21 protein-coding genes are annotated in these 21,505 nt (G+C 70.6%); 5 read left to right on the top strand and 16 right to left on the bottom strand.

Annotated features, from left to right (window positions below):
* The 5 genes from OHU89_RS41825 to OHU89_RS41805 are packed head-to-tail and all read right to left on the bottom strand — an operon-like array spanning nt 1 to nt 4,556.
* The gene (locus OHU89_RS41825) at nt 1-159 is read right to left on the bottom strand and encodes a hypothetical protein (RefSeq protein ID WP_405650362.1); all 159 of its coding nucleotides are present in this window, start codon (nt 157-159) and stop codon (nt 1-3) included.
* Nucleotides 156-1,412 (bottom strand): glycosyl hydrolase, encoded by a 1,257-nt coding sequence (locus OHU89_RS41820; RefSeq protein WP_405650360.1) that lies wholly within the window; start codon nt 1,410-1,412, stop codon nt 156-158. Before OHU89_RS41820 ends, OHU89_RS41825 begins: the two co-directional genes overlap by 4 nt.
* A gap of 37 nt (nt 1,413-1,449) precedes the next feature.
* The gene (locus tag OHU89_RS41815) at nt 1,450-2,346 is read right to left on the bottom strand and encodes a carbohydrate ABC transporter permease (RefSeq protein WP_405650358.1); all 897 of its coding nucleotides are present in this window, start codon (nt 2,344-2,346) and stop codon (nt 1,450-1,452) included.
* Nucleotides 2,343-3,260: a carbohydrate ABC transporter permease gene (locus OHU89_RS41810; protein WP_405650357.1), complete on the bottom strand. Its 918-nt coding sequence runs from the start codon at nt 3,258-3,260 to the stop codon at nt 2,343-2,345. Before OHU89_RS41810 ends, OHU89_RS41815 begins: the two co-directional genes overlap by 4 nt.
* Before the next feature lie 6 nt (nt 3,261-3,266).
* Nucleotides 3,267-4,556: an ABC transporter substrate-binding protein gene (locus tag OHU89_RS41805; RefSeq protein WP_266885192.1), complete on the bottom strand. Its 1,290-nt coding sequence runs from the start codon at nt 4,554-4,556 to the stop codon at nt 3,267-3,269.
* Between the two features lie 258 nt (nt 4,557-4,814).
* Between OHU89_RS41805 and OHU89_RS41800 the strand changes: the two genes are divergently transcribed.
* Together OHU89_RS41800 and OHU89_RS41795 are read left to right on the top strand one after the other, a co-directional pair.
* Nucleotides 4,815-5,825 carry a LacI family DNA-binding transcriptional regulator gene (locus OHU89_RS41800; protein WP_405654885.1) on the top strand — a complete coding sequence of 337 codons (1,011 nt, stop codon included), beginning with the start codon at nt 4,815-4,817 and terminating at the stop codon, nt 5,823-5,825.
* A gap of 166 nt (nt 5,826-5,991) precedes the next feature.
* Entirely contained in the window at nt 5,992-7,023 is a 1,032-nt protein-coding gene (locus OHU89_RS41795) for an alpha/beta hydrolase family protein (RefSeq protein ID WP_405650355.1), read from the top strand.
* A 57-nt stretch (nt 7,024-7,080) separates the two neighbouring features.
* On the opposite strand, the gene OHU89_RS41790 is transcribed toward OHU89_RS41795, so the two are convergent.
* The 3 genes from OHU89_RS41790 to OHU89_RS41780 all read right to left on the bottom strand — a co-directional run bounded on the left by OHU89_RS41790 (nt 7,081) and on the right by OHU89_RS41780 (nt 10,428).
* On the bottom strand, nt 7,081-7,842 hold the full coding sequence (locus OHU89_RS41790) for an alpha-L-fucosidase (protein ID WP_405650353.1): 762 nt from the start codon (nt 7,840-7,842) through the stop codon (nt 7,081-7,083).
* Between the two features lie 367 nt (nt 7,843-8,209).
* A complete protein-coding gene (locus OHU89_RS41785; protein WP_405650352.1) occupies nt 8,210-8,581 on the bottom strand; it encodes a hypothetical protein in 372 nt (123 codons plus the stop codon).
* 14 nt (nt 8,582-8,595) lie between these two features.
* Complete coding sequence (locus OHU89_RS41780) at nt 8,596-10,428, bottom strand: family 20 glycosylhydrolase (RefSeq protein ID WP_405650350.1); 1,833 nt, start codon at nt 10,426-10,428, stop codon at nt 8,596-8,598.
* Nucleotides 10,429-10,700: 272 nt separating this feature from the next.
* Here OHU89_RS41780 and OHU89_RS41775 point away from each other — a divergent pair, with 272 nt between their 5' ends.
* Entirely contained in the window at nt 10,701-12,044 is a 1,344-nt protein-coding gene (locus OHU89_RS41775) for an amidase (protein WP_266885200.1), read from the top strand.
* A gap of 6 nt (nt 12,045-12,050) precedes the next feature.
* On the opposite strand, the gene OHU89_RS41770 is transcribed toward OHU89_RS41775, so the two are convergent.
* The 3 genes from OHU89_RS41770 to OHU89_RS41760 are packed head-to-tail and all read right to left on the bottom strand — an operon-like array spanning nt 12,051 to nt 13,146.
* Nucleotides 12,051-12,443, bottom strand: coding sequence for an SMI1/KNR4 family protein (locus tag OHU89_RS41770; RefSeq protein WP_405650348.1), 393 nt, complete (start codon nt 12,441-12,443; stop codon nt 12,051-12,053).
* A complete protein-coding gene (locus OHU89_RS41765) occupies nt 12,444-12,926 on the bottom strand; it encodes a GNAT family N-acetyltransferase (RefSeq protein ID WP_266885202.1) in 483 nt (160 codons plus the stop codon).
* A gap of 46 nt (nt 12,927-12,972) precedes the next feature.
* On the bottom strand, nt 12,973-13,146 hold the full coding sequence (locus tag OHU89_RS41760; RefSeq protein ID WP_107080540.1) for a hypothetical protein: 174 nt from the start codon (nt 13,144-13,146) through the stop codon (nt 12,973-12,975).
* A 463-nt stretch (nt 13,147-13,609) separates the two neighbouring features.
* Between OHU89_RS41760 and OHU89_RS41755 the strand changes: the two genes are divergently transcribed.
* Entirely contained in the window at nt 13,610-14,005 is a 396-nt protein-coding gene (locus OHU89_RS41755; RefSeq protein ID WP_405650346.1) for a hypothetical protein, read from the top strand.
* A 25-nt stretch (nt 14,006-14,030) separates the two neighbouring features.
* Nucleotides 14,031-14,837 (top strand): SDR family oxidoreductase, encoded by an 807-nt coding sequence (locus OHU89_RS41750; RefSeq protein ID WP_405650344.1) that lies wholly within the window; start codon nt 14,031-14,033, stop codon nt 14,835-14,837.
* Between the two features lie 170 nt (nt 14,838-15,007).
* On the opposite strand, the gene OHU89_RS41745 is transcribed toward OHU89_RS41750, so the two are convergent.
* The 5 genes from OHU89_RS41745 to OHU89_RS41725 all read right to left on the bottom strand — a co-directional run bounded on the left by OHU89_RS41745 (nt 15,008) and on the right by OHU89_RS41725 (nt 21,312).
* A complete protein-coding gene (locus tag OHU89_RS41745; RefSeq protein WP_405650343.1) occupies nt 15,008-16,525 on the bottom strand; it encodes an SDR family NAD(P)-dependent oxidoreductase in 1,518 nt (505 codons plus the stop codon).
* A gap of 104 nt (nt 16,526-16,629) precedes the next feature.
* Nucleotides 16,630-17,949: a wax ester/triacylglycerol synthase family O-acyltransferase gene (locus OHU89_RS41740; protein ID WP_405650341.1), complete on the bottom strand. Its 1,320-nt coding sequence runs from the start codon at nt 17,947-17,949 to the stop codon at nt 16,630-16,632.
* 149 nt (nt 17,950-18,098) lie between these two features.
* On the bottom strand, nt 18,099-19,319 hold the full coding sequence (gene glgC, locus OHU89_RS41735; protein WP_365400788.1) for a glucose-1-phosphate adenylyltransferase: 1,221 nt from the start codon (nt 19,317-19,319) through the stop codon (nt 18,099-18,101).
* Nucleotides 19,320-19,367: 48 nt separating this feature from the next.
* Nucleotides 19,368-20,522, bottom strand: coding sequence for a glycogen synthase (gene glgA, locus OHU89_RS41730; RefSeq protein ID WP_405650340.1), 1,155 nt, complete (start codon nt 20,520-20,522; stop codon nt 19,368-19,370).
* A 40-nt stretch (nt 20,523-20,562) separates the two neighbouring features.
* Nucleotides 20,563-21,312 (bottom strand): (2Fe-2S)-binding protein, encoded by a 750-nt coding sequence (locus OHU89_RS41725; protein WP_405650339.1) that lies wholly within the window; start codon nt 21,310-21,312, stop codon nt 20,563-20,565.
* Nucleotides 21,313-21,505 lie beyond the last annotated feature (193 nt).

The raw sequence follows: 21,505 nt of genomic DNA, 5'->3' as shown, positions 1-21,505 counted from the left end.
TTACCAGGTGTGGGTGACGGTGGCCGGAGCCGACGACGTGTACAGCTCCCCCACGGAACGCGGTTCGAACCGTGCCGTCCGCTCACCCTGTCCGGACCGGAGGCCGTCGAGGAAGTACGCCTTCCGGCAGGTGAGGACGGTGCGTCCGGTGGGGTTCACGAGCGGGTGCCTCCTTGTGGGGTGCGGAGTACCTGGTCGGACGTGACGACCTCGGTGATGCCGCGCGCGGTGAGGTGGTCGCGGTCCGCGGTGCGCGTGTCGAGGACGGTGGTGGGTCGGGCGCCGTCGGCGACGAGGCGGAAGAAGGCGTCGTAGACCGGCCCGCCGGGTGTGCACAGCGAGCGCCTGGACGGGTGGGCGGGGACGACGAGTGCCGTGGTGCGGGGTGCCGGGGCGGATCTGTGCTCGCCGGCCGCCTTGGCCAGCACCCGGGCGATGTCCTTGGGCCGGCGGTCGTTGGTCAGCAGGCCGAGCCCGTATTCGAGCGCGGGGAAGTCGGCGAGGTCCCGCGACACGTCGTGCGAGCACCACCAGGTGATGCCCCACAGGTCGGGGCAGTCCAGGGCGTTCGCGACGGTCGCCTCGGTGAAGGCGGCGGCGTGCTCGGGCGGGACGAGGGGCGCGGGTGCGCCGACCTCCTGGAGCCAGACGGGGCGGTGCGGGTCGTCGGCCCATGCCTTGCTCAGCTCGACGAGGTACGCGGCGTGGTGCTCGGTCGGCACGGAGGTACGGCCGTGGCGCTGGGCGGTGCCGTTGAAGACCCAGGAGTGCACGGCCGTGACGGCGCCCAGGCGGGCGGCCTGCGCCGGGGTGAACGGCTGGTCGTCCTGGTACCAGGTCGCGTCGTACTCGGCGTGCAGATGCAGCCTGCCCGGCGCCCCTTCCTCGCAGGCGGCGAGCAGGCTCGTGAGCCAGGCGTCGATCTGGTCGGAGGTGGCCCGGTCGGGGTCCGGATGGGGGTCCGCAGAGAACTGGTTGACCTCGTTGCCCAGGGTCATGCCGATGAAGTTGGGCCGGTCGGCCAGTGCCGCGGCGAGGGTGCGCAGGTAGGCCGCCTGGCCCTCGACGACCTCCGGGTCGGTGAAGAGGTTGCGCCGGTGCCAGGTCCGGGTCCAGGCCGGCAGGAAGTCGAAGCTGCTCAAGTGCCCCTGCAGACCGTCCACGTTGACGTCGAGTCCCCGTTCGGCGGCGGCGTCGGCCAGCCGCACGAGGTCCGCGACGGCCCGCTCGCGGATCAGGGTGCGGTTGGGCTGGAAGTACGGCCACAGCGGGAAGACCCGGATGTGGTCCAGGCCCAGAGCGGCGATCGAGTCGAGGTCGGCGCGGACGGAGTCGAGGTCGAAGTCGAGCCAGTGGTGGAACCACCCTTCGCTGGGGGTGTAGTTGACGCCGAAGCGCACGGCAGCAGGCATGCGGTAGTCCTTGAACTCGGTGGCGAAGACAGCCTGTTCAGCCCTTGACCGCGCCCTCGCCGACCCCGCGGAAGAAGTACCGCTGGAGACAGGCGAAGAGGACGATCAGCGGTGCCACGGCGATGACGGTGCCCGCGGCGACGAGGCGTTCGTCGTTGGCGAAGGTGCCGTGCAGATAGTTGAGGCCGATGGTGAGCGTGAACTTGGACGGGTCGCTCAGCACGATGAGCGGCCACAGGAAGTCGTCCCAGGCGCCCATGAAGGCGAAGATCGCGACGACCGCGAGGGTTCCCTTCACCGACGGCACGGCGATGCGCAGGAACCGCTGCCAGACGTTGGCGCCGTCGACGTAGGCCGCCTCCTCGATCTCGTACGGCAGATTGAGGAAGGCGTTGCGCATCAGCAGGACGTTCATGGCGCCGATGCAGCCCGGCAGGACCACACCGATCAGGGTGTTGTTGAGGCCGAGCTCCCGCATGGTGGTGAACTGGGCGATGATGATGCCCTCCACGGGCACGAGCATCGCCAGGATGAAGGCCAGGGTGGCGGCACGGCGGCCCCGGTAGCGCAGCCGGGCCAGCGCGTAGCCGGCGAGGGCCGAACCGACGCAGTTGATCACGACGTTGGCGGTGGCGACCTTCAGGGAGTTGAGGGCGTAGTCCCAGACGGGGATGGTGTCGGCGACCCGTTCGTAGTTGTGCAGGGTCGGGTCCCCCGGCAGGAACTTCGGCGGCGAGCTGAAGATGTCCTCGGTGGGGCCCTTCAGCGAGGTCGACAGCTGCCAGAGGAAGGGGCCGACGGTCAGGGCGAGTACGGCGAGCAACAGCACGTACCGCAGGGCGAGTTCCCCCACCCGTACGCGACGGCCGTGCTCGTCGGTGACGCGGGGTTCGCTCGCCGCGGGAGCGGGACGGACCTTCTCGATGACGCTCATGACTCGTCCTTCCGGTCCGCGCGCAGCACGAGCAGCATCAGGGCGACGGTGACGACGAAGACGACGACCGAGATGGCGGAGGCGTAGCCGACCCGGCCGGTCAGACCCGTGCCGGTGCGTTGGACGAGCATGACGAGCGTCGTGTCCTCGCCGGCCGGACCACCGCTCGGTCCTGCCATGAGATAGACCTCGGAGAACACCTTGAAGGCGGCCACTGACGACAGCGCCCCGACCAGCACCATGGTCGACCGGACGGCGGGCACCGTGACCGACAGGAAGCGCCGCACGGCGCCCGCGCCGTCCACGGAGGCGGCCTCGTGGAGTTCGCGCGGCACGTTCGCCAGTGCCGCCAGGTAAATGATCATGTAGTAGCCGAGGCCCTTCCAGACCGTGACGGCCATGGCGCTCAGCAGGAGCAGCCACTGGTCGCTGAGGAAGCCGACCCGGCCGACGCCGATGGTCTCCAGCAGGGAGTTCACCAGACCGCGCTCGTCGAGCAGCCACACCCAGATCAGTCCGACCACGACGATGGATGCGACGACCGGGGTGTAGAAGGCGGACCGGAAGAAGGTGATGCCGGGGATGTTCTTCTGCACGAGCAGCGCGAGCAGCAGGGGCAGGATCACGAGTGCGGGGACGACCCCGAGGACGTAGAGCGTGCTGTTGCGCAGTCCGATCCAGAACATGTCGTCGTGGAGCAGCTCACGGAAGTTGGCCAGTCCGACGAACTTGCCGGGGATGAGGGTGCGGCGGTCGGTGAAGGCGTTGACCAGCGTCGACACGAACGGGTACAGGATGAACGCGCCGGTGATCAGCAGGCCGGGTGCGGCGAACAGCCAGGGGCTGGTGGGCAGTTGGCGCCGTACGCGCCGCACCCCGCGGGCCTCGCGCACCCGGGACAGAGTGGAAGCCATCGTGCGCTAGCCCTGCTGCTGGAGCAGTGTGTCGCAGGCTTTGACAGCGTTGTCGAGGGCTTCCTTCGGGCTCTCCTTACCCTGCAGTGCCTTCGCGACCTCGTTGCGCAGCGCTGTCTTCATCTGCTCGCTGAACAGCACCGGTGTGTAATTGACGGCGTTCTTCAGCGACTTGGCGGCGGCGATCCGCACCCGTGTCTCGTCGGTGCCGTCCTCCTTGGTGAAGTACGGGTCGTCGAGCGAGCCGGCGGTGCTCGGGAAGATGGCTACCTGCTTGGCGAAGGACATCTGGTGCGCGGCGTCGGTGACGTAGTGCGCGAAGGCGACCGCGGCGGGCTTCTTCTTGGTCTGCGCGTTCACCATCACACCCATCACGTACATGTTGACGTGGCCGGTGCTGGTGATCTGGTCGGTTATGCCGATGTTCTTGTACAGGTTCGGCGCCTGCTTCTTGAAGTTGCCGAGGTCGAGGGCGCTGCCGGGGTTCATGGCGACGGCCCCGGTGAGGAACTTCTTGCCGGAGGACTCGGGGGTGGCGGTCAGCGCCTGCGGGTCGAGGGCCTTCGCGTCGTACAACTCCTTGTACTTCGTGAGGAGTTCGACGCCCTTCGCGTCGTTGAAGGCGAAGGCGGTGCCCTCCTTGTTCATGAGCTCGACGCCGTAGCGGCCGAAGTCCTCGACGGTGGGCACGTTGGCGAGGGTGGCGACCTTGCCGTCGGTCTTGTCGGCCAGCTCGAGGGCGTCGGTGAAGAGTTCGTCGTACGTCTTCGGCGGCTGGTCGGGGTCGAGGCCCGCGTCCTTGAACAGGGCCTTGTTGTAGAAGAGCGGCCCGGTGTTGAGGTACCAGGGGAAGGCGTACGTACCGGTCATCCCAGGTATCTGATGGCTGGCCCAGGCCCCCTCCAGATACTCCTTCTTGTACTTCGCGGCGGCCTTGTCCAGGTCGAGTGCCAGGCCGGCCTTGGCGAGCGGGGCGACGAGGTCCGGGGAGACGTTGACGACGTCGGGCAGGGTGCCTCCGGCGGCGTCGGCGCTGATCTTGTCGGCGTATCCCTCGGCGGGCTGGTCGATCCACTTCACCTCGGTGCCGGGGTACTCCTTCTCGAAGTCGGCGATGACTCCCTCGAAGTAGTCCTTGAAATTGGCCCTGAGGTTCCAGGTCTGGAAAGTGATGTCGCCCTCGATCTTGCCGGAAGCGTCGGTCGAGGAGCCGTCGTCGCTCCCCGAGCCGCAGGCGCTCAGCGGCAGGACGAGACAGACGGCGGCGGCGACGAGGGCTCTGCGGGAAACGGGCACGGCGGAACGGCCTCCTTGTGCAGCGGGGTCGGTGCGGCGGGGTTGGCCAACGACGGAGACCTTGCACGCCGGTTCCCAGGCCCGTCAATGGAGCCGGCCGAGCTAATTTCTTTAGTTACTAATACGCATTAGGATCTTCCAGCTGAACCGCATTAGCTTGACCTCACTGAACCGCATTAGTGCATACTGGCCGGAAATCCACCGCAGGAATGGGGAAACACCGTGTCAGGCAAACGCTCACCCGCGCGTCGGCCGACGATGAAGGACATCGCGCGGCACGCCGCGGTCTCCCAGAGCGCCGTCTCCTTCGCGCTGAACGGCCGGCCCGGTGTCTCGGACGACACCCGCGAACGGGTGCGCCAGGTCGCCGAGGAGCTCGGCTGGCGGCCCAGCACCGCGGCCCGGGCACTGTCCGGCGAGGGCGCGGCCACGGTCGGCTTCGTGCTCGCCCGCCCCGCGGACACTCTGGGTGTGGACTCGTTCTTCCTCCAACTCGTCTCCGGCATCCAGGAGGTGCTGGCGGAACGTCATCTCGGGCTGCTGTTCCAGGTGGTGGAGGACGTCGACGACGAGTGCGCGGTGTACCGGCGCTGGTGGGCCGAGCACCGGGTGGACGGGGTGCTGGTGGTCGACCCGCGCACCGCCGACCCGCGCCCGGACCTCCTCGACGAACTGGGCCTGCCCGCCGTGGTGATCGGCGGCGCGCCGGACGAGCGGCACCCCGGTCTGTCGACGGTGTGGGCGGACGACGCGGGGGCGATGGCCTCCGTGGTGGACGGCCTGTACACCCTCGGCCACCGCCGGATCGTGCACATCGCGGGGCTGCCGGGGCTGGCCCACACCGAGCGCCGGATGCGGACGCTGCGCGCCGAGGCCGAGCGGCGTGGGCTGACCGGGGTGGAGTCGGTGACCACCGACTACTCGGACGCGGAGGGCGCTGCCGTCACCCGCCGGGTCCTGGAGGCCGCCGATCCGCCGACCGCGCTGATCTACGACAACGACGTGATGGCCCTCGCCGGTGCCGCCGCCGCGACCGGGCTCGGCCGCCGCGTACCGGCCGACGTGTCGGTGGTGTCCTGGGAGGACTCGGCGCTGTGCCGCATGGTCAAGCCGTGGCTGTCCGCGCTGTCCCGGGACAGTGTGGAGTTCGGCCGTACCGCGGCCCGGGAGCTGACCGCGCTGCTGGACGGGGGGCCCGCGCGGACCGTACGGGTACCGGTGCCGCGGTTGATCGAGCGGGACAGTACGGGGCCGGCGCGGGGAGTCTGAGACACGAGGTGGCTGACAGGCCGGGTGGCTGATCCACTCGGTGGCTGACAAGCCCGGTGGCCGACAAGCCCGGTGGCCGATCCACTTCTCGCGCTCGCGCGGCGCGGCCCGGGCCGCCCGAAACGAGCCCGTCCCTTCCGCGCCCCTCCGGGAGATAATGGGCCGCATGCGGTTACGGGGAACGGCCTGTGCCACCGCCGGGCTGACGCTGGTCGTCGCGATCGGCTGCACCGGGGTCGACGACGAGGCTGCGCCGGCACCGAAGAAGACCTCCGCGTCGGCCCAGCCCTCCACGGTCACCCCCACGCCCTCCCCCAGCAGAAAGCCCGTCAACCCGGTCTCCCTGCCCGCCCTCATGGCGAAGAAGCACCGGGGCTCCGACCTCCGCCTGGGCACCGTCCTGGCCCGCACCGACGCCTACACCAGTTACCGGGTGACGTACGAGTCGAACGGTCTGACGATCTCCGGGCTCATGAACATCCCCCGCGGCAAGGGCCCCTTCCCGGCGCTGGTGCTGGCGCACGGCTACATCGACCCCGCCGTGTACACGACCGGCCGCGGGCTCGCCCGGGAGCAGGACCTCCTGGCCCGCAACGGCTACGTCGTCCTGCACACCGACTACCGCAACCACGCGGCCTCGGACGACGACCCGAACAGCGACATCGACCTGCGCCTCGGCTACACCGAGGACGTCATCGGCGCCGCGCTCGCGCTGCGCGACTCCGGCCGCCCGGAGATCGACGGCGACCGGCTCGGGCTGCTCGGCCGCTCGATGGGCGGCGGCGTCGTGTACAACACCCTGGTCGTGGCGCCGGGCCTGTTCGACGCGGCGGTCGCCTTCGCGCCGGTCAGCTCCCGCCCGGACGAGAACATCGACCAGTTCCAGCGCTCGGACGACGACCCGATCGTCACCGAGATCGACGCCAAGTACGGCACACCCGAGGAGAATCCGACGTTCTGGCGGGAGGTCTCGCCCCGCACCTATGTGGACCGGGTGACCGAGCCGCTGCTGATCCACCACGGCACCGCGGACGACACCTGCCCGATCGTCTGGTCGGAACAGATGGCCGCCGCCCTGAGCGCGGCCGGCAAACGCGTCGAGCTCCGCAAGTACCAGGGCGAGGGCCACACCTTCTACCCGCGGTGGCCGTCCTCCATGGATGCCACGATGGACTTCTTCTCCCGGCATCTGCGGTGACCCGACGGGCGGCCACCAGGTCGCCGACGCCCTGGTGACCGCCCTGCCCGAGTACCCTCAGCGCCGCGACCTGTACATGGCGAACTCCGCCATCCGTACGGCGGTCCGGGACCCGGTGACCCGCACCCGCCACCGCCGCGCCCGCACCGGGACCGGCAGCAGCAGGATCCGGCTCGCCCCGACCGTCCCGGCCCGGGTCACCTCCGTCCAGGCTCCGTCGCGCAGCGCCTCCACCACCAAGCTCTCGACCTGCTGACCGTGCGCGATGTCCTCGGCCAGCCGGAACCGGTCCACCTCGCGGGCGGTGCCGAGGTCGACGGTCACCAGGCCGGGTGCCACGGTCGTACGGGCGCCGCGCGCCAGGTCCTCGGGCAGCTCCCGGTCGATGCGTTCCCGGAACTCACGCAGCCGGGTCACGTCCGCCGCGGGCAGCAACCCGTCGGTGTCCGGCGGGATGTTGAGCAGGAGCACCGAGTTGCGCCCGACGGACCCGAAGTAGATGTCCGTCAACTGGTCCACGCTCTTGGGTTGTTGGTCGGCATGGTAGAACCAGCCGTCCCGGATGGACACATCGCACTCCGCGGGCCACCACTGGAGGTAGTCGGTGGTGGGCTGCGCCCGCACCAGCGCGGCACGGCTGCCCTGGTCGGCGGTGTCGTAGGACAGGGCCCAGTCGGTGCGCCCGTACTGGTTCTCCTTGACCGGCACGACGCTCCACTCGTCCTCGCGCGCCAGCCCGCTCTCGTTGCCGACCCAGCGCAGGTCGGGGCCGGTGACGGCGATCGCCGCGTCCGGCGCGAGAGCTGGGCTCGCTCCCACCTAGCGAACAGGGTGCGGAGGCCGGCCACTCGATCGGGTGATCGTCGGCTGGTCGACTTGCGGCTCGTTGGGCCAGTCGGGGTACTGTCGCCGTGCGATTTGGGACGCCGGGTGCGGTGCCAGCGTGCGGGGCCCCTGTTCCACCAGTGAGATGGTTCAGGGCCTCCCCGTCGCCTCTGGCCGCACCCACAGGCCAGATCGTGAGGGACTCTGCCCACTCGGCTCGGACCACGGACACGATCCGTGTCGCCGCCCGGGATGCGAAAGCAGATGACCAGTGCGCTCAAGACCGTTCGGGGCGTGCCGGCAAGCGGGCTCACCCCCGCTCGCTGCTCAGGAACGGTAGAGGACGAAGCCGTTGTGGTCCTCAACCGTTAAGGGCGACGAGCCCGAAGTCGCCGTCGCGCAGGCTGCGGGCCCACTGGTCGGTATCTAGACCGGTGGGCCGGCACCCATCGACGTCCTCGTCCCCCGTCCCCCATTCCAGGCCGGTGAAGGTGTTGACGCCGAAGTGCAGGAACGCGGTGCGCTCCAGCGCCTGCCAGGCGATCTGCCGTGGGGTGGGCCGGACTTGGGACGCCTTGCGCACCAGGTCCTCGGCCGTGTCGTCGGGGCTGACGGGGATGCGGTACGCGGGTTCTGCCGGAAGGGGGGCTCCGGCGGCGGACGTCGGGGTGAGGCCGGTCGCGAGGAACGCGGAGACCGAGCCGGCGACGAAGGTGCGTCTGGAGACGGTCATGGAGGTGGGGCTCCTCAGGTCAGCTGCCATACGGCGGGCGGGTGCTGGTCGGGCGGGTACTGCACGATCCGGCCGTTCGTCACGCTCATGGACATCTGCGTGATGGCGTTGACGAGGCGGTATCCGTCCCCGGTGCGCCGCAACTCCCAGCGTTGCAGCGTGTTCGCGGCGGCGCAGGTGTCCCAGGTGGCCTCGACGCCGGGCTGGAGCGGGACGTTGAGCGTGAGCTTGCCGCCGCTCACGGCGAGGCAGCCGGCCGGGCCGCGCAGGGTCACATAGCCGTCCGGTGTGCGCGCCACGTCGGCGTCGAAGGACACACCGTCCGCCTCGAAGGTGTACGTCCCGTCCGCCACCGGCGGCTTCGTCGGGTCCCGCCATCCCGGCGCGTGCCCGACAGCCGTACCGCGCGCGGTGAACTCGGCGTACGTGGCGTCCGGATGCGGGTCGCCCCAGGTGGCCTGGGCGATGTGGCGCAGGGCGGGCCAGAGCCGTACCGCGACCTCGTTCTCCGTCTCCCCGCGCCCGTTGTCCGGCCAGAGGCTGATCTTGGCGCCGGTGATGCCCTCGGCGGAGGTGAGCCGCTCGCCCTCGAAGCTGCGCGGGTCCCAACTCTGGTCGTACAGGCCCTCGGTGTCGCTGTGGAAGCCGCCGCGGACGAGGTAGAGGGCGTAGGCCGCGTTCATCAGCGGATAGCCCTGGGCGATGATCCGGCTGGGCTTGACCGTCACGTTCAGCCAGTGCTCGACGGTCGTGCCGGCCGTCACCGGGACGGTGTTGGCGCCGCTGAGCCCGTCGTTCCAGATGCGCAGCTTCTTGCCCTTGCCCGCCGCGTAGGTGTGGACGCGGTTGACGAAGTCGATGAAGGCGTCCTGCGGGGTGGCGCCGGAACCGTACCTGTCCTGGGCGTACTTGAGGATCTGCGGGTACTTGGCGAAGTCGGAGCCGAGCATGTACTCGTCGGCGCCCATGTGCCAGGCCGGGGCCTTGAAGACCTGGGTGTACTCGTCGATCAGGCCGGTGTAGTAGTCGAAGGCGGCGGGCCGGGTGATGTCGAGCCGCGAGGGCTGCTTGTTGCCGTCGGAGTCGGTGAGCTGGAGATCGGGGCGGTTCTCGATCCACGGGTCCATGTGCCCCGGGGAGTTGATCTCCGGGATGATCTCGACGTGGTACTTCTCGCCGAGGGCGACGAGCCGGCGGATCTCGTCCTTGGTGTAGTAGCCCCAGGTGTTCGCCTCGGGGTGGGCGTCGCTCTTCACCTTCAGTTCGAGGAGCAGCTGGTTGAGCTTGTTGTACGCCATCTCCCGGACGAGGTTCTCCAGCCAGGGCAGGGAGATGTGGATGTAGCAGGCGCAGACGCCGACTCCGCGTTCCTTGTAGCGCGGCACGTCGACCGTGCGTCCGGCGGGGATCCTGTCTTCCTGGGCGAGGAGTTGGAGGAGGGTCCGGGTGCCGTGGAAGGCACCGGTCTCGGTGGCGCCGGTCACCGACAGCCGCTTTCCGGACCGGAGTTCGTAGCCCTCGGCTCCGAGCGACTTCCGGGACGGCTGGATGCCGACAACGATGTCCCCGGCTCGCGCCGCGCCGCCGACGACCGGCACGGTGCCGTGTCCGGCCTCCCGCAGATCGTCGGCGAGGGTGTCGGCGACTCTGCGCTCGGCCGGACCGTCCGCCACGAGACGGGTACCGGGTCCGAAGTCGTAACGGCCGGATTCCGGTGTCCAGTTGCTCAGCGCGGGCACCGTGATCGGCGGCCGCGTCCCCTCCTCGGCGACCGCCGGGACCGGCGCCAGGAGCAGGGCCAGTGCGGCGGCGACGCCCAGGATCTGACGTCTCGGAAACGTTCTCACGAGCGACTCCCATTCATCGGATGACTGATGATTGGGCGACCCCCAGGGACTGTCAATGGGACGAGAAGTCGGCCAAGTTGAGCCATTGATCGGATGACCTGGGCTTCTTCGGATGCCCGGTCGCGAAAAGTCCAAGAACACCGGCGCGAATGTCCAAGGCGGCTCTCCGCCCGCCCGAAGGCCCGGCCCGGGCCCGTCCCCCTCTCGACGTGACGCCCGAGCAGAGGCACAGTTCTCCCTACGTACTCGCCAGTACCCCCCGAGGAGCACCCGTGACCAGCTGGATCGGCCGGACCGCCGCCGAGATCGCCGCCGCCGTGCAGGAGAAGCGGGCCACACCCCGTGAGGTGGTGGCCGAGCACCTCGCCCGGATCGAGCGGCTCGACGGCCGTATCGGTGCCTTCCGGACGGTACGGGCCGAGGCCGCGCTCGCCGAGGCGGACGAGGTGGGTGCCCGCGCCGACCTGGCCGAGCTGCCCCTCGCGGGCGTGCCGATCGCCGTCAAGGACAACCTCGCCGTACGCGGCGAGTCCAAGCGCGTCGGCTCCGCGGCCACGCCGGACACCCCCTCCACCGAGGACCATGTCACGGTGGCCCGGCTGCGGGCGGCGGGTGCGGTGGTCGTGGGTCTGACCAACGTGCCGGAGCTGTGCGTCTTCGGTACGACGGAGGGCGTGCACGGCACCGCCCGCAACCCCTGGGACACCTCGCGCACCGCGGGCGGCTCCTCGGGCGGCAGCGCGGCCGCGGTCGCCGCGGGCCTTGTGCCGATCGCACTGGGCAACGACGGAATGGGCTCCCTGCGCATCCCGGCGGCCAACTGCGGCCTCGTCACCATCAAGCCCGGCCACGGCGTGGTCCCGGCGGGCGTCAGCGACGGCGACTGGTTCGGCATGTCCGAGAACGGGCCCCTGGCCACGACGGTCGAGGACGCCCGGCTGATGCTGGACATCCTTGCGGACACGGAGCCGGCGTCCCCGTCCGCCGCCGCGACGCACACGATCGCGCTCTCCCTGCGCAGTCCGATCGCCGGCATCGCCATCACCAAGCCGTACACGGCCGCCGCCCGGGAGGCCGCCGGAGTCCTGATGAAGGCGGGCCACCAGGTCCGCCGCGCCGACCCGTCCTACCCGATGTCGCTGAGCTTCACCTCGCTCGCCCACTGGACGGCGGGCACCTCCGAGGACGCCCAGGGCCTGGACCCGCGACAGCTGACACGCCGCACCCGGGTCCACGCGGCGGTGGGCCGCCGCTTCGTGAAGGGAGTGCGCACCGGCGCGAGCCGCGACGCACTGCGCCGCCGCCTGGAGCCGTTCTTCGAGGAGTACGACGTCCTGCTCACCCCTGCCCTGGCCCGCCGCTCCCCCAAGTCGGTGCCCTGGCACGAGCGGGGCTGGCTCCGCAACGTCCTCGCCAACACCAACTACTCGCCGCTCACCCCGCCCTGGAACCTCACCGGCTGGCCCGCGATGTCCGTCCCCTTCGGCAAGCTCCCGTCCGGCGCCCCCACCGCCGTACAACTGGTGGGACGACCGGGCTCGGAGGCGGTACTGCTGGAGGTCGCGGAGCAGCTGGAGAAGCTGCACCCGTGGGAGCGGACGGCACCGCTGGACTGAGCCGGGTCAGCCCCAGCCGGGCGGCAGGTGGTCCACGGAACTGCGTGGCGAAGCCGCAGCCGTGCTCCTGGACGACACTCCGTACTCGTCGTCCCACGCCTGCCAGGCGGCCTGATAGGCGCCGGCGTCGGAGAAGTCCTCGGCACACGGCTCACGGTCGCTGAGCCGGTCGTCCTCGCCGACGTAGGAGTCGGGGTGCGGGAAGGGGACGGCGAGCAGCTCGTGCGCGGCACGGGAGTTGTTCTCCCACCACCAGTCCTGTTCCGTCCGCGCCAGCCGGGAGACGGTCCCGCCCGCGCCCGCCTCCAGCAGATACGCGCGGTACTCGGCAGGGAAGGAGACGCCCAACTCCCGCTCGGCCGCTGCCACCTCGGCCGTACTCAGAGGCGGTGTCCCCACCTAGAGCGCCTTGTACATCACGTGCAGCCCCACCAGTCCCTGCCGCGGATGCTCATACGCGTCCGGCACCGTGCCCAGGACGGTGAAGCCGAGGGAGGTCCACAGGGCGACGGCCGGGTTCGTCTCGACGACGGCGTTGAAGACCATGCCGCGGTATCCGTCGGACTTGGCGGCGGTCAGGACATGCTCGGCGAGGGCGCGGCCGATGCCCCGGCCCGTGTGGTCGGGGTCGACCATGAAGCCCGCGTTGGCCACGCGGGCGGCGGGGCCGCCGTAGTTGGGGGTGGTGTAGGCGGAGGCGACGACGGCGCCGGTCTCGTCCTCGACGACGTACACGCGCTTGGCCGGGCTCATCCACAGTGCCCGTGCCGCCTCCTCGGAGGTGTCCGGATCCCAGGCGTAGGTCTCCCCCTCGGCGACGATCCGGTGCCAGAAAGGCCAGATGCGCGGCCAGTCGTCGGCCGCGGCTTCTCTGATCAGCATGGGCATGAGTCTGGCACGCCCATGCTGACGGCGATCGCGACGGGGCTCAGTCCACGCTGGGCAGGATGTGGGGCTCGGCCAGGTCGTCCTCGTATCCCGCGAGACGGATGGGCGCGGACCGCGCCCACACGTCGAGGCTGCCGAGCTGTCCGGGCCGACGGCCCGCTCGCTCGGGGCGTTCCTTGGGCCGTTGATCGCGATTGGTCTTCTCCGGTGTCACCGCGCACTCCTTATGTGTCGGGTCACCCTCGGGGCATACCGGTCAGTGTGCGATCTGTCACCGGACGCCCGCTCGGGTCTGAGTCGAGAACAGCTCGGACGCGGTGGCGCCGGTCACTCATGTCAGAACAGGCCGTGGTGATCGGCTGCCCCAGGACGGACCGTGGGTGTGGGTGGGACCCCGTACTGCTGTCCGTCCGCTACAGATTAACCAAATGAGCGGAGGCCCGCTCGATGGGGCTGAAAACAAGGGGTTACTTTCCCAAGTCGCCTGTGTGCGCTCGGTCCTACTATGTGCGGGTTTGCCATCTGATGCCCCGTCGAGACATCACCCGTTCGGCCTACGTCGGCGATCGCGCCTTCGAGCACCCCGACAGCGCAGTTCAAGTCCCGTTGGCCGAATCGCAAGGCGGCCATGATCTGCTGACGGACGGCAACGGCTTGTCCGGCGGGAGGACTGGCGCATGGAGCTGCGCAGTGTCGAAGAGCTGATGGATCTGCTGTACGCCTGTCGGCATGAGCACGCGCTGCGGACCGCCGCGCTGCTGCGCCGGGGCCGGCCCGCCGACAAGGAGCTTCAGGTGGCGGGGCTGGTGCACGGCATCGGGCAGCTGCTGTGCCCGGGCGACGAGACCTTGCGGGCCGGGCGCGCGGCCGAAGCCGTGCGGCCCCTGCTGGGCGAGCGGGTCTATCACCTCGTACGCCGTCGGGGTCCCGTCGGCGACGAGGACCTGCTGCGTCTGCGGCTGGCGGACGAGGAGAGCCGGACCGCGGGTTTCGACGCCGGGGTCCTGGAGGACTGGCGCACCGTCCTGGAACTGGTGGCGGCCCGGAACTCCCGTCTCGGGGCTGTCGACTGAGGGTCCGTCATGAGACGGTACGCCGATGACGTCGCCGTACGGACTTCAGGGCAGGGCCGCGATCGTCACCGGCGGCACACGTGGCATCGGGCGGGCGGTCGCCGGGCAACTGGCGTCGGCGGGCGCGCTGGTGTGCGTGACCGCGCGGGACGCGGCGGAGGTGCGGCGGGTCGCCGCCGAGCTGGACGGCGTCGGCGTGGCGGGGAGTGTGGCGGATCCGGCGCATCTGGACGAGGTCGTCCGGCTCACCCTGGGTGCGTTCGGCCGGATCGACGTCGTCGTCAACAACGCGGCGACCAACCAGCCGTACGGCCCGCTCATGGACGCCGATCCGCAGGCGTGGCGGAAGGCGTTCCTCGTCAACGTGGAGGCGCCGCTGCGGCTGGTGCAGGGCGCGTGGCGGGCGTGGATGCGGGAGCACGGTGGTGCGGTCGTCAACATCTGCACGGAGGGCGCGGAACATGTGGGCCCGCAGATCGGTGCCTACGGAACCAGCAAGGCCGCCTTGCTCCACCTCACCCGACAGCTCGCGGGCGAGCTGGCCCCGCGGGTCCGGGTCAACTCCGTCTCCCCCGGTCTCGTACGCACGGAGATGGCCCGTTTCGTGTGGGAGCCGGGCGAGGACGAGCTCGCGGCGGGGCTGCCGCTCGGACGGATCGGGGAGCCGGAGGACGTGGCCCGGGCCGTCGTCTGGCTGGCCTCGGACGCGGCGGAGTGGGTGACCGGGGCGGACCTGCTGGTGGACGGGGGGACACGGGTGCGGGCCGCGTACTCCTCCGGGGCGAACGCGGTGCACGAGCGGCTGCGCTCGCAGGCGCCGGGAGCCGGCTGAGTGCGCGTGCCCGAGATCAAAGCGGTTACGCGGTGCCCTCCGACAGGGCGACAGGCCCGCGGGCCTGCGTGGGATCGAACCAGAAGAACGCGTGACCATCGCACCGGGCACACCGGCGCTCCACCGTCACGGTAGAACGCCGGCGCCCGGGCCCGCGAGCGAATAAGGGCCTACCACTTACCGGGTGCGTAGTCCTTCATGAAGACGCCGTACAGGTCCTCGCCCGCCTCGCCGCGCACGACCGGGTCGTAGACGCGGGCCGCGCCGTCGACCAGGTCGAGGGGGGCGTGGAAGCCCTCCTCCGCGAGCCGCAGCTTGTCGTAGTGGGGGCGCTCGTCGGTGATCCAGCCGGTGTCGACGGAGGTCATGAGGATGCCGTCGCTCTGGAACATCTCCTGGGCGCTGGTCCGGGTGACCATGTTCATCGCGGCCTTGGCGGCGTTGGTGTTGGGGTGGCCCGCGCCCTTGTAGCCGCGGCCGAAGACGCCTTCCATCGCCGAGACGTTGACGACGTAGGCGCGGCCGCTCGCCGCCTTCCTCGCCGCCTCGGCCATCGCCGGGCGGAGCTTGCTGATGAGGATGAACGGCGCCGTGTAGTTGCACAGCTGGGTCTCGAGGAGCTCCACCGGGGAGATCTGCTCGATGGTCTGCACCCAGGTGTTGGTGTCGACGACGTCCGGGACGAGACCGCCGGCGTCGATGGCGGTGCCGTCCAGGTGCCGGGCGACGCTGGCGTTGCCGGCGACCAGGGCGAGGTCGGCGACCTGCTGGGCGTCGAGGCCGCTGATACCGACCGGCAGCGCGGCGAGGCCGTCCACGGCGCCGGAGCCGAAGGCGCCGATGACATGGTGGGCGGGCAGCTCACCGGCGGGCAGCGGGGCGCTCTCCCCGTCGACCAGCGCGGCGTAGGCGGAGGGCAGGCGGCGTACGGTCTGCGTCGCGTTGTTGATCAGGATGTCCAGCGGTCCCGCCTCGGCGACCTGGTCGGCGAGGGCCACAGCTTGGGCCGGGTCGCGCAGGTCGATGCCGACGACCTCCAGGCGGTGGATCCAGTCCGCCGAGTCGTCCATGGCCTTGAAGCGGCGGATGGCGTCCTTGGGGAAGCGCGTGGTGATCGTGGTGTGCGCGCCGTCGCGCAGCAGCCTGAGCGCGATGTACATGCCGATCTTGGCGCGGCCGCCGGTGAGCAGGGCGCGCTTGCCGGTGAGGTCGGCGCGGACGTCGCGCTTGTCCCGGTTCAGGCCGGCGCAGGCCGGACAGAGCTGGTGGTAGAAGTAGTCGACTTCCACGTACCGGGTCTTGCAGGTGTAGCAGGAGCGCGGGCGCTGGAGTATCCCGGCGATCCTCCCGGCCTCGGTGACCGACGACGGCAGGATGCCCTCGGTCTCGTCGTCGATGCGCTGGGCGGAGCCGGTCGCCGTGGATTCGGTGACCGTCTTGTCGTGCGCGGTCTTGGCGGCCCGGCGCTCCTGGCGACGGCGCTGCTTGACGGTGCGGTAGACGCTGGCGGTGGCCCGGCGCACGGCGATCGCGTCCGGGTGGTCGACCTCCAGCTTGTCCAGCTCGTCGAGCACGCCGAGGCAGACGGCCAGTCGCTCCGGGTCGATGCCGGGTCCGTACACGGCCTCGTCACCGGGCTCGTGGACGACCTCGTCCGTGGTCGCCGGGCCTTCCTCTGTCACCGTCATCGCGCTGCCGTTTCCTTGGCTCACCGTGCGGCGCTCCGACCGCGTCCGCTTTCGAACAGGGAATTCTACGGAGCGCCGGGCCGGTCCTCCAAAAACGGAGACGGTCAAGCCTCGCAGGCGGTGATGAGCGTCTCGACCTCCTCGGTGAGGGCCCTGGCCAGTACGTCGAGGTCCGGTACCGCCTCGGCGTCGGCGACGAGGCCGTAGTGGACCCGCCCGCGGTACGTCGAGACCGCGACCGCGAGGGACTGGCCGCGGGCCAGCGGCGCGAAGGGGAAGACCTCCGTGACCTGGTTGCCGCCGAGCTTCAGACCCATGCTGGGCAGGGGGACGCTGGTGACGAGGATGTCGAACCAGAGCCGGGCGGCCTGGCTCACCAGCGGCCCGCCGAGGCGGTGTCCCAGCGCGGGGACGTGGTCCGCGAGCAGGGCGACCGCGCCCGCGCCCCGGTTGGGCCCCGCGTCCTTGTTGCGGTCCATCGCGGTGCGGACCGTGTCGAGGCGGGCGAGCGGGTCGGGGTCGTCGACCGGAAGCCGTATCAAGTAGCCGGAGAGCCGGTTGCCCTGTGGGTGCGCGGTGCGCGGGCGGCGCTTGGAGACCGGGATCAGGGCACGGGGTGCGACGCCCTCGCTGCCGTCGCCGCGCTCGTCCAGCCAGCGGCGCAGGGCGCCGGCGACGACCGCGATCAGGACGTCGTTGACGGTGCCGCCCTGGGCCTTGCGCACCCGGTGCACGTCGTCGAGGTCGACGACGACTCCCGCGGTACGGCGGGTTCCGCTCGGCTCGGCGGTCAGTGCGGACGACGAGCGCACCCCGACGGTGGACAGGGCGACGGACGCGCCGATGTCGAGGGCGCGGCCCACGTCGGAGACGGTGCCCTTGATGAACCCCGGCAGCTTGCGTACGTCGGGGAAGAAGCCCTTCGCGGGCTCCTCGGGACGCGGCTTGCGGGCCGGCAGGTCCATCGGGTCGAGGATGGCGGCCGCGAGGGTCAGCGCGCGCAGCCCGTCGGCCAGGGCGTGGTGGAACTTGAAGAGCACGGCGAAGGAGAAGCCGTCCTCCCCGGGGAGCACATGGGCCTCCCACGGCGGCCTGCCCCGCTCCAGCGGACGCTCCATGAGCCGCCCGGCCACCTCGTGGAAGTCGGCGGTGGGCGCGTGCAGCCGGACATGGTCCAGGGGGTCGAAGTCGGGGGCGAGCTCGCGCGTGGCGCCCCCGAAGGCCAGCGGCTGCCAGACGTCCCGGATCCGCATCCGCAGCCCCGGCACCGCCGCCGCCCGTGCGGCGAGCAGGTCGGCCGCGTGGGCGCCCGCGGCGGGCGAGTGGGCCGAGAAGACGCCGAGGGCGCCCAGGTGCATGGGGTGTTCCGGGGACTCGATGTTCCAGAAAGCCAGGTCGAGAGGGGCGAGCAGGTCAGATGTCAATGGCTTGCCTCGCGTCGACGACGGGTGAGCAAGCAGTCAATCGCCCACACGTGATTACGGTCAAGTACGATCAAGCTACGCACAGTTAACAGCAGATTAAGTCCAGCCATGGGCGCCCCAGCAGCCACAGGGGCGCCCTTCACTGTGTCTCAGGACACCTGCTGGCCCTTCCCGAGCGCGATCACGCCCCCCTTGGAGACGGTGTAGAGCTCCGCGTCCCGCTCCGGATTCACCCCGATCGTCGCACCCGGCGGCACCTCGACGTTCTTGTCGAGGACGGCGCCGCGCACCACCGCGCCCCGGCCTATGCGGACGTTGTCGTGCAGGATCGAGCCCTGGACCACCGCCCCCGGGTCCACTCTGACGCCCGGCGACAGAATCGACCGCGTGACCTGGCCGCGGATCAGGCACCCCGCACTGATGATCGACTCGCTGGCCATGCCGCCCGCGTTGAACCGGGCCGGGGAGAGCTGGCCCGAGTGGGTGTAGATGGGCCACTGCCGGTTGTAGAGGTTGAACGCGGGGCGCTCGGCGATGAGGTCCATGTGGGCGTCGTAGTAGGCGTCCAGGGTGCCGACGTCACGCCAGTAGCCCTGGTCGCGGGTCGTCTCACCGGGCACGTGGTTCAGGCTGAAGTCGTACAGCTGTGCCTCACCCCGGTCGGTGAGCTGGGGCAGGATCGAGCCGCCCATGTCGTGCACCGAGTCCTCGTCCTCGGCGTCCCGCTGCAGCGCCTCTATCAGGGCCTTGGTGGTGAAGATGTAGTTGCCCATCGAGGCGAAGACGCACTCCGGGTCGTCCGCGAGCCCGGGCGGGTCGGCGGGCTTCTCCAGGAACCGCTCCACGGTCAGCCCGTCCGACCCTGGCGTGATCACGCCGAACTGCGAGGACTCCGAGCGCGGCACCCGGATGCCGGCCACCGTCACCCCCGCCCCGCTCTCGATGTGCTGGGTGAGCATCTGCCGCGGGTCCATCCGGTACACGTGGTCGGCACCGAACACCACGACGTACTCGGGCTCCTCGTCGTGCACGAGGTTCAGCGACTGCAGGATGGCGTCGGCGCTGCCCAGGTACCAGCGCGGGCCGAGCCGCTGCTGGGCCGGGACCGGGGTGACGTAGTTGCCGAGCAGGCTCGACATCCGCCAGGTGGTGGTGATGTGCCGGTCCAGCGAGTGCGACTTGTACTGCGTCAGGACGCAGATGCGCAGGATGTCGCCGTTCACGAGGTTGGAGAGGACGAAATCGACCAGCCGATACGTTCCTCCGAAAGTGACCGCTGGTTTCGCGCGGTCCGCGGTCAGGGGCATCAGGCGTTTGCCTTCTCCGCCCGCCAGTACGATGCCGAGCACCGAAGGTCCGCCACGACGCATGGCCGCTCCCCTCACCCTGGTTGACCCATGCCTGCCCTGGACTGGGGCTTAGTACGCCTGTTTGAGGATCTCCTCATAGAGCCGCACCGTCCGCCGCGCCACCGCGTCCCAGCCGAACTCGCCCACGGCACGCTCCCGTCCGGCCTCGCCCATCCGCCGGGCCCCCTCCGGATCACTGAGGACCGAGTCCAGCGCACGTGCCAGCGCGGGCTCGAAATCGTCGTCCACCGGGACGAGCACGCCGGTCTTGCCGTCGTCGACGACCTCCGGGATGCCACCGACCCGCGAGGCCACCACGGGGGTTCCGCACGCCATGGCTTCCAGGTTGACGATACCGAGAGGTTCGTACACCGAAGGGCAGACGAACACGGCGGCGTGCGTGAGGAGTTGGATCACATCCGGACGCGGCAGCATCTGCGGGATCCAGTGGACGCCCTCGCGGACGCTGCTCAGCTCCTGGAACAGCTCGCGGAACTCGCGGTCGATCTCCGGGGTGTCGGGCGCTCCGGCGCACAGCACGACCTGCGCGGCCGGATCGATGTCCCGTACCGCGCGCAGCAGATGGGGCACGCCCTTCTGCCGGGTGATGCGGCCGACGAAGAGCACGAAGGGGCGGTCCGGGTCGACGCCGATGCGGGTGAGGGCATCGGTGCCGTGGTCGGGCCGGTAGAGCGCGGTGTCGATGCCGTTGTGCACGACGTGCACGCGGGCCTGGTCCAGGGCCGGATAGCAGGCGAGGATGTCCTCGCGCATGGCTCCCGACACGGCGATCACCGCGTCGGCGGCCTCGATCGCGGTGCGCTCGGCCCAGCTCGACAGGGCGTACCCGCCGCCGAGTTGCTCGGCCTTCCAGGGGCGCAGCGGCTCCAGCGAGTGCGCGGTCATCACGTGCGGGATGCCGTACAGCAGCTTGCCGAGGTGGCCGGCGAGGTTGGCGTACCAGGTGTGCGAGTGCACGAGTTCGCGGCCTGCGAGGCCCGCGGTCATCGCGAGGTCCACGGAGAAGGTGCGCAGCGCGTCGTTGGCGGTGTCCAGCACGGGCCAGGAGCGATGGCGTACGACGCCCTCGGCGCGGCCCTCGCCCCAGCAGTGCACGTCGAGGTCGATCAGGGAGCTCAACTCCCGGGCGAGGAACTCGACATGGACGCCCGCGCCGCCGTACACGTCCGGCGGGTACTCCCGGGTCAGCAGTCCCACTCGCACCCGGAACCCCCTGTTCTCAGCGGCTGGTTGTTCCTCATGGTCACCCAGATGCGGCGCCCGGGGAAGACCGCGGGGGCCGTGTGAAGCAACAGTCGCCGCAGACACCCCCGCCGGGCACGCGGTAGTAGAGGCAGCAGCTGCGGCGCCGGAGGGTGCCCGCGTCGAGCGCGCCGGCGAGACCGGGATGGGCCAGGAGTTCCGTGACCAGGGCGCGGGTGCGGGCGACGGCGTCGGGGCGGTCGTTCGCCCGCGCCCATCCAGCCAGCTGCCGGGCGGCGCCGGCCAGCGCGGAGGCCGCGTTGCCGCGCAGCAGACCGGCCGCGACCCGGTACCGGGTGCGCAGCGCCACCGCCAGCGGTTCGAGGTGGCCCTCCAGTACGGCCTCCGCGAGGCTCGCGGCGTCCCCGGGCAGCGGGCGGACCTCGGTGAGCCACAGGTCGTCGGGGGCGCTGGCGTCGGCGTCCCAGCGCACGAGCCGGGCGTCCAGGTCGGGGATGCGGCCGTACAGGACGGCACAGCCGAGCGCCGCCGACCACAGCCGGGACGCGAGTCCCTGGTGGGCGATCGAGGCGGCGATGCGTGGCTCGGGGGCGCTCAGCAGGCCGGAGACCTTTTGAACACGGAAAGTCATGGAATTTCCGTAAACATCATACTTTTCGTCTTCGTATGCCTGAGCGAGCGTCGGCAGTGTTGAACGCGGCGCTGCGCCCGTGCGTAGGAGAAAGAAGCCGCCGAGCGGGCGGAGCGCGGCGAGATCGGCATCGAGGTCCACGAGGAGCAGTAGTACCAAGGCCCCTAGGGGCTGCCCCCAGGAGGGCTCTGCGTGGTGTCACCCACCTTGGGGAGGACCCACCCTCCGTAGTACTCCATCGGCAGTAGGACCCATTGCCTGCTCAGGTACGACGACGGGAATGGCTTTTCGCGGCATCGTGTTGCACATGGAAGCCGACCGTTCGCCGCGCCGGGGCCATTGCCCCTGCCTC

Source organism: Streptomyces sp. NBC_00019, from assembly GCF_045041015.1.
Lineage (GTDB): Bacteria > Actinomycetota > Actinomycetes > Streptomycetales > Streptomycetaceae > Streptomyces.
This window is presented reverse-complemented; position numbering and strand designations above follow the sequence as displayed.

What these genes read in the sequence shown, in the direction of transcription:
- OHU89_RS41810 (WP_405650357.1), bottom strand. Translation starts at nt 3,260, where the DNA reads ATGGCTTCCACTCTGTCCCGGGTGCGCGAGGCCCGCGGGGTGCGGCGC.
- OHU89_RS41820 (WP_405650360.1), bottom strand. Translation starts at nt 1,412, where the DNA reads ATGCCTGCTGCCGTGCGCTTCGGCGTCAACTACACCCCCAGCGAAGGG.
- glgC (WP_365400788.1), bottom strand. Translation starts at nt 19,319, where the DNA reads ATGCGTCGTGGCGGACCTTCGGTGCTCGGCATCGTACTGGCGGGCGGA.
- OHU89_RS41815 (WP_405650358.1), bottom strand. Translation starts at nt 2,346, where the DNA reads ATGAGCGTCATCGAGAAGGTCCGTCCCGCTCCCGCGGCGAGCGAACCC.
- OHU89_RS41755 (WP_405650346.1), top strand. Translation starts at nt 13,610, where the DNA reads ATGGAGCTGCGCAGTGTCGAAGAGCTGATGGATCTGCTGTACGCCTGT.
- OHU89_RS41785 (WP_405650352.1), bottom strand. Translation starts at nt 8,581, where the DNA reads ATGACCGTCTCCAGACGCACCTTCGTCGCCGGCTCGGTCTCCGCGTTC.
- OHU89_RS41800 (WP_405654885.1), top strand. Translation starts at nt 4,815, where the DNA reads ATGAAGGACATCGCGCGGCACGCCGCGGTCTCCCAGAGCGCCGTCTCC.
- OHU89_RS41795 (WP_405650355.1), top strand. Translation starts at nt 5,992, where the DNA reads ATGCGGTTACGGGGAACGGCCTGTGCCACCGCCGGGCTGACGCTGGTC.
- OHU89_RS41765 (WP_266885202.1), bottom strand. Translation starts at nt 12,926, where the DNA reads ATGCTGATCAGAGAAGCCGCGGCCGACGACTGGCCGCGCATCTGGCCT.
- OHU89_RS41750 (WP_405650344.1), top strand. Translation starts at nt 14,031, where the DNA reads ATGACGTCGCCGTACGGACTTCAGGGCAGGGCCGCGATCGTCACCGGC.
- OHU89_RS41745 (WP_405650343.1), bottom strand. Translation starts at nt 16,525, where the DNA reads ATGACGGTGACAGAGGAAGGCCCGGCGACCACGGACGAGGTCGTCCAC.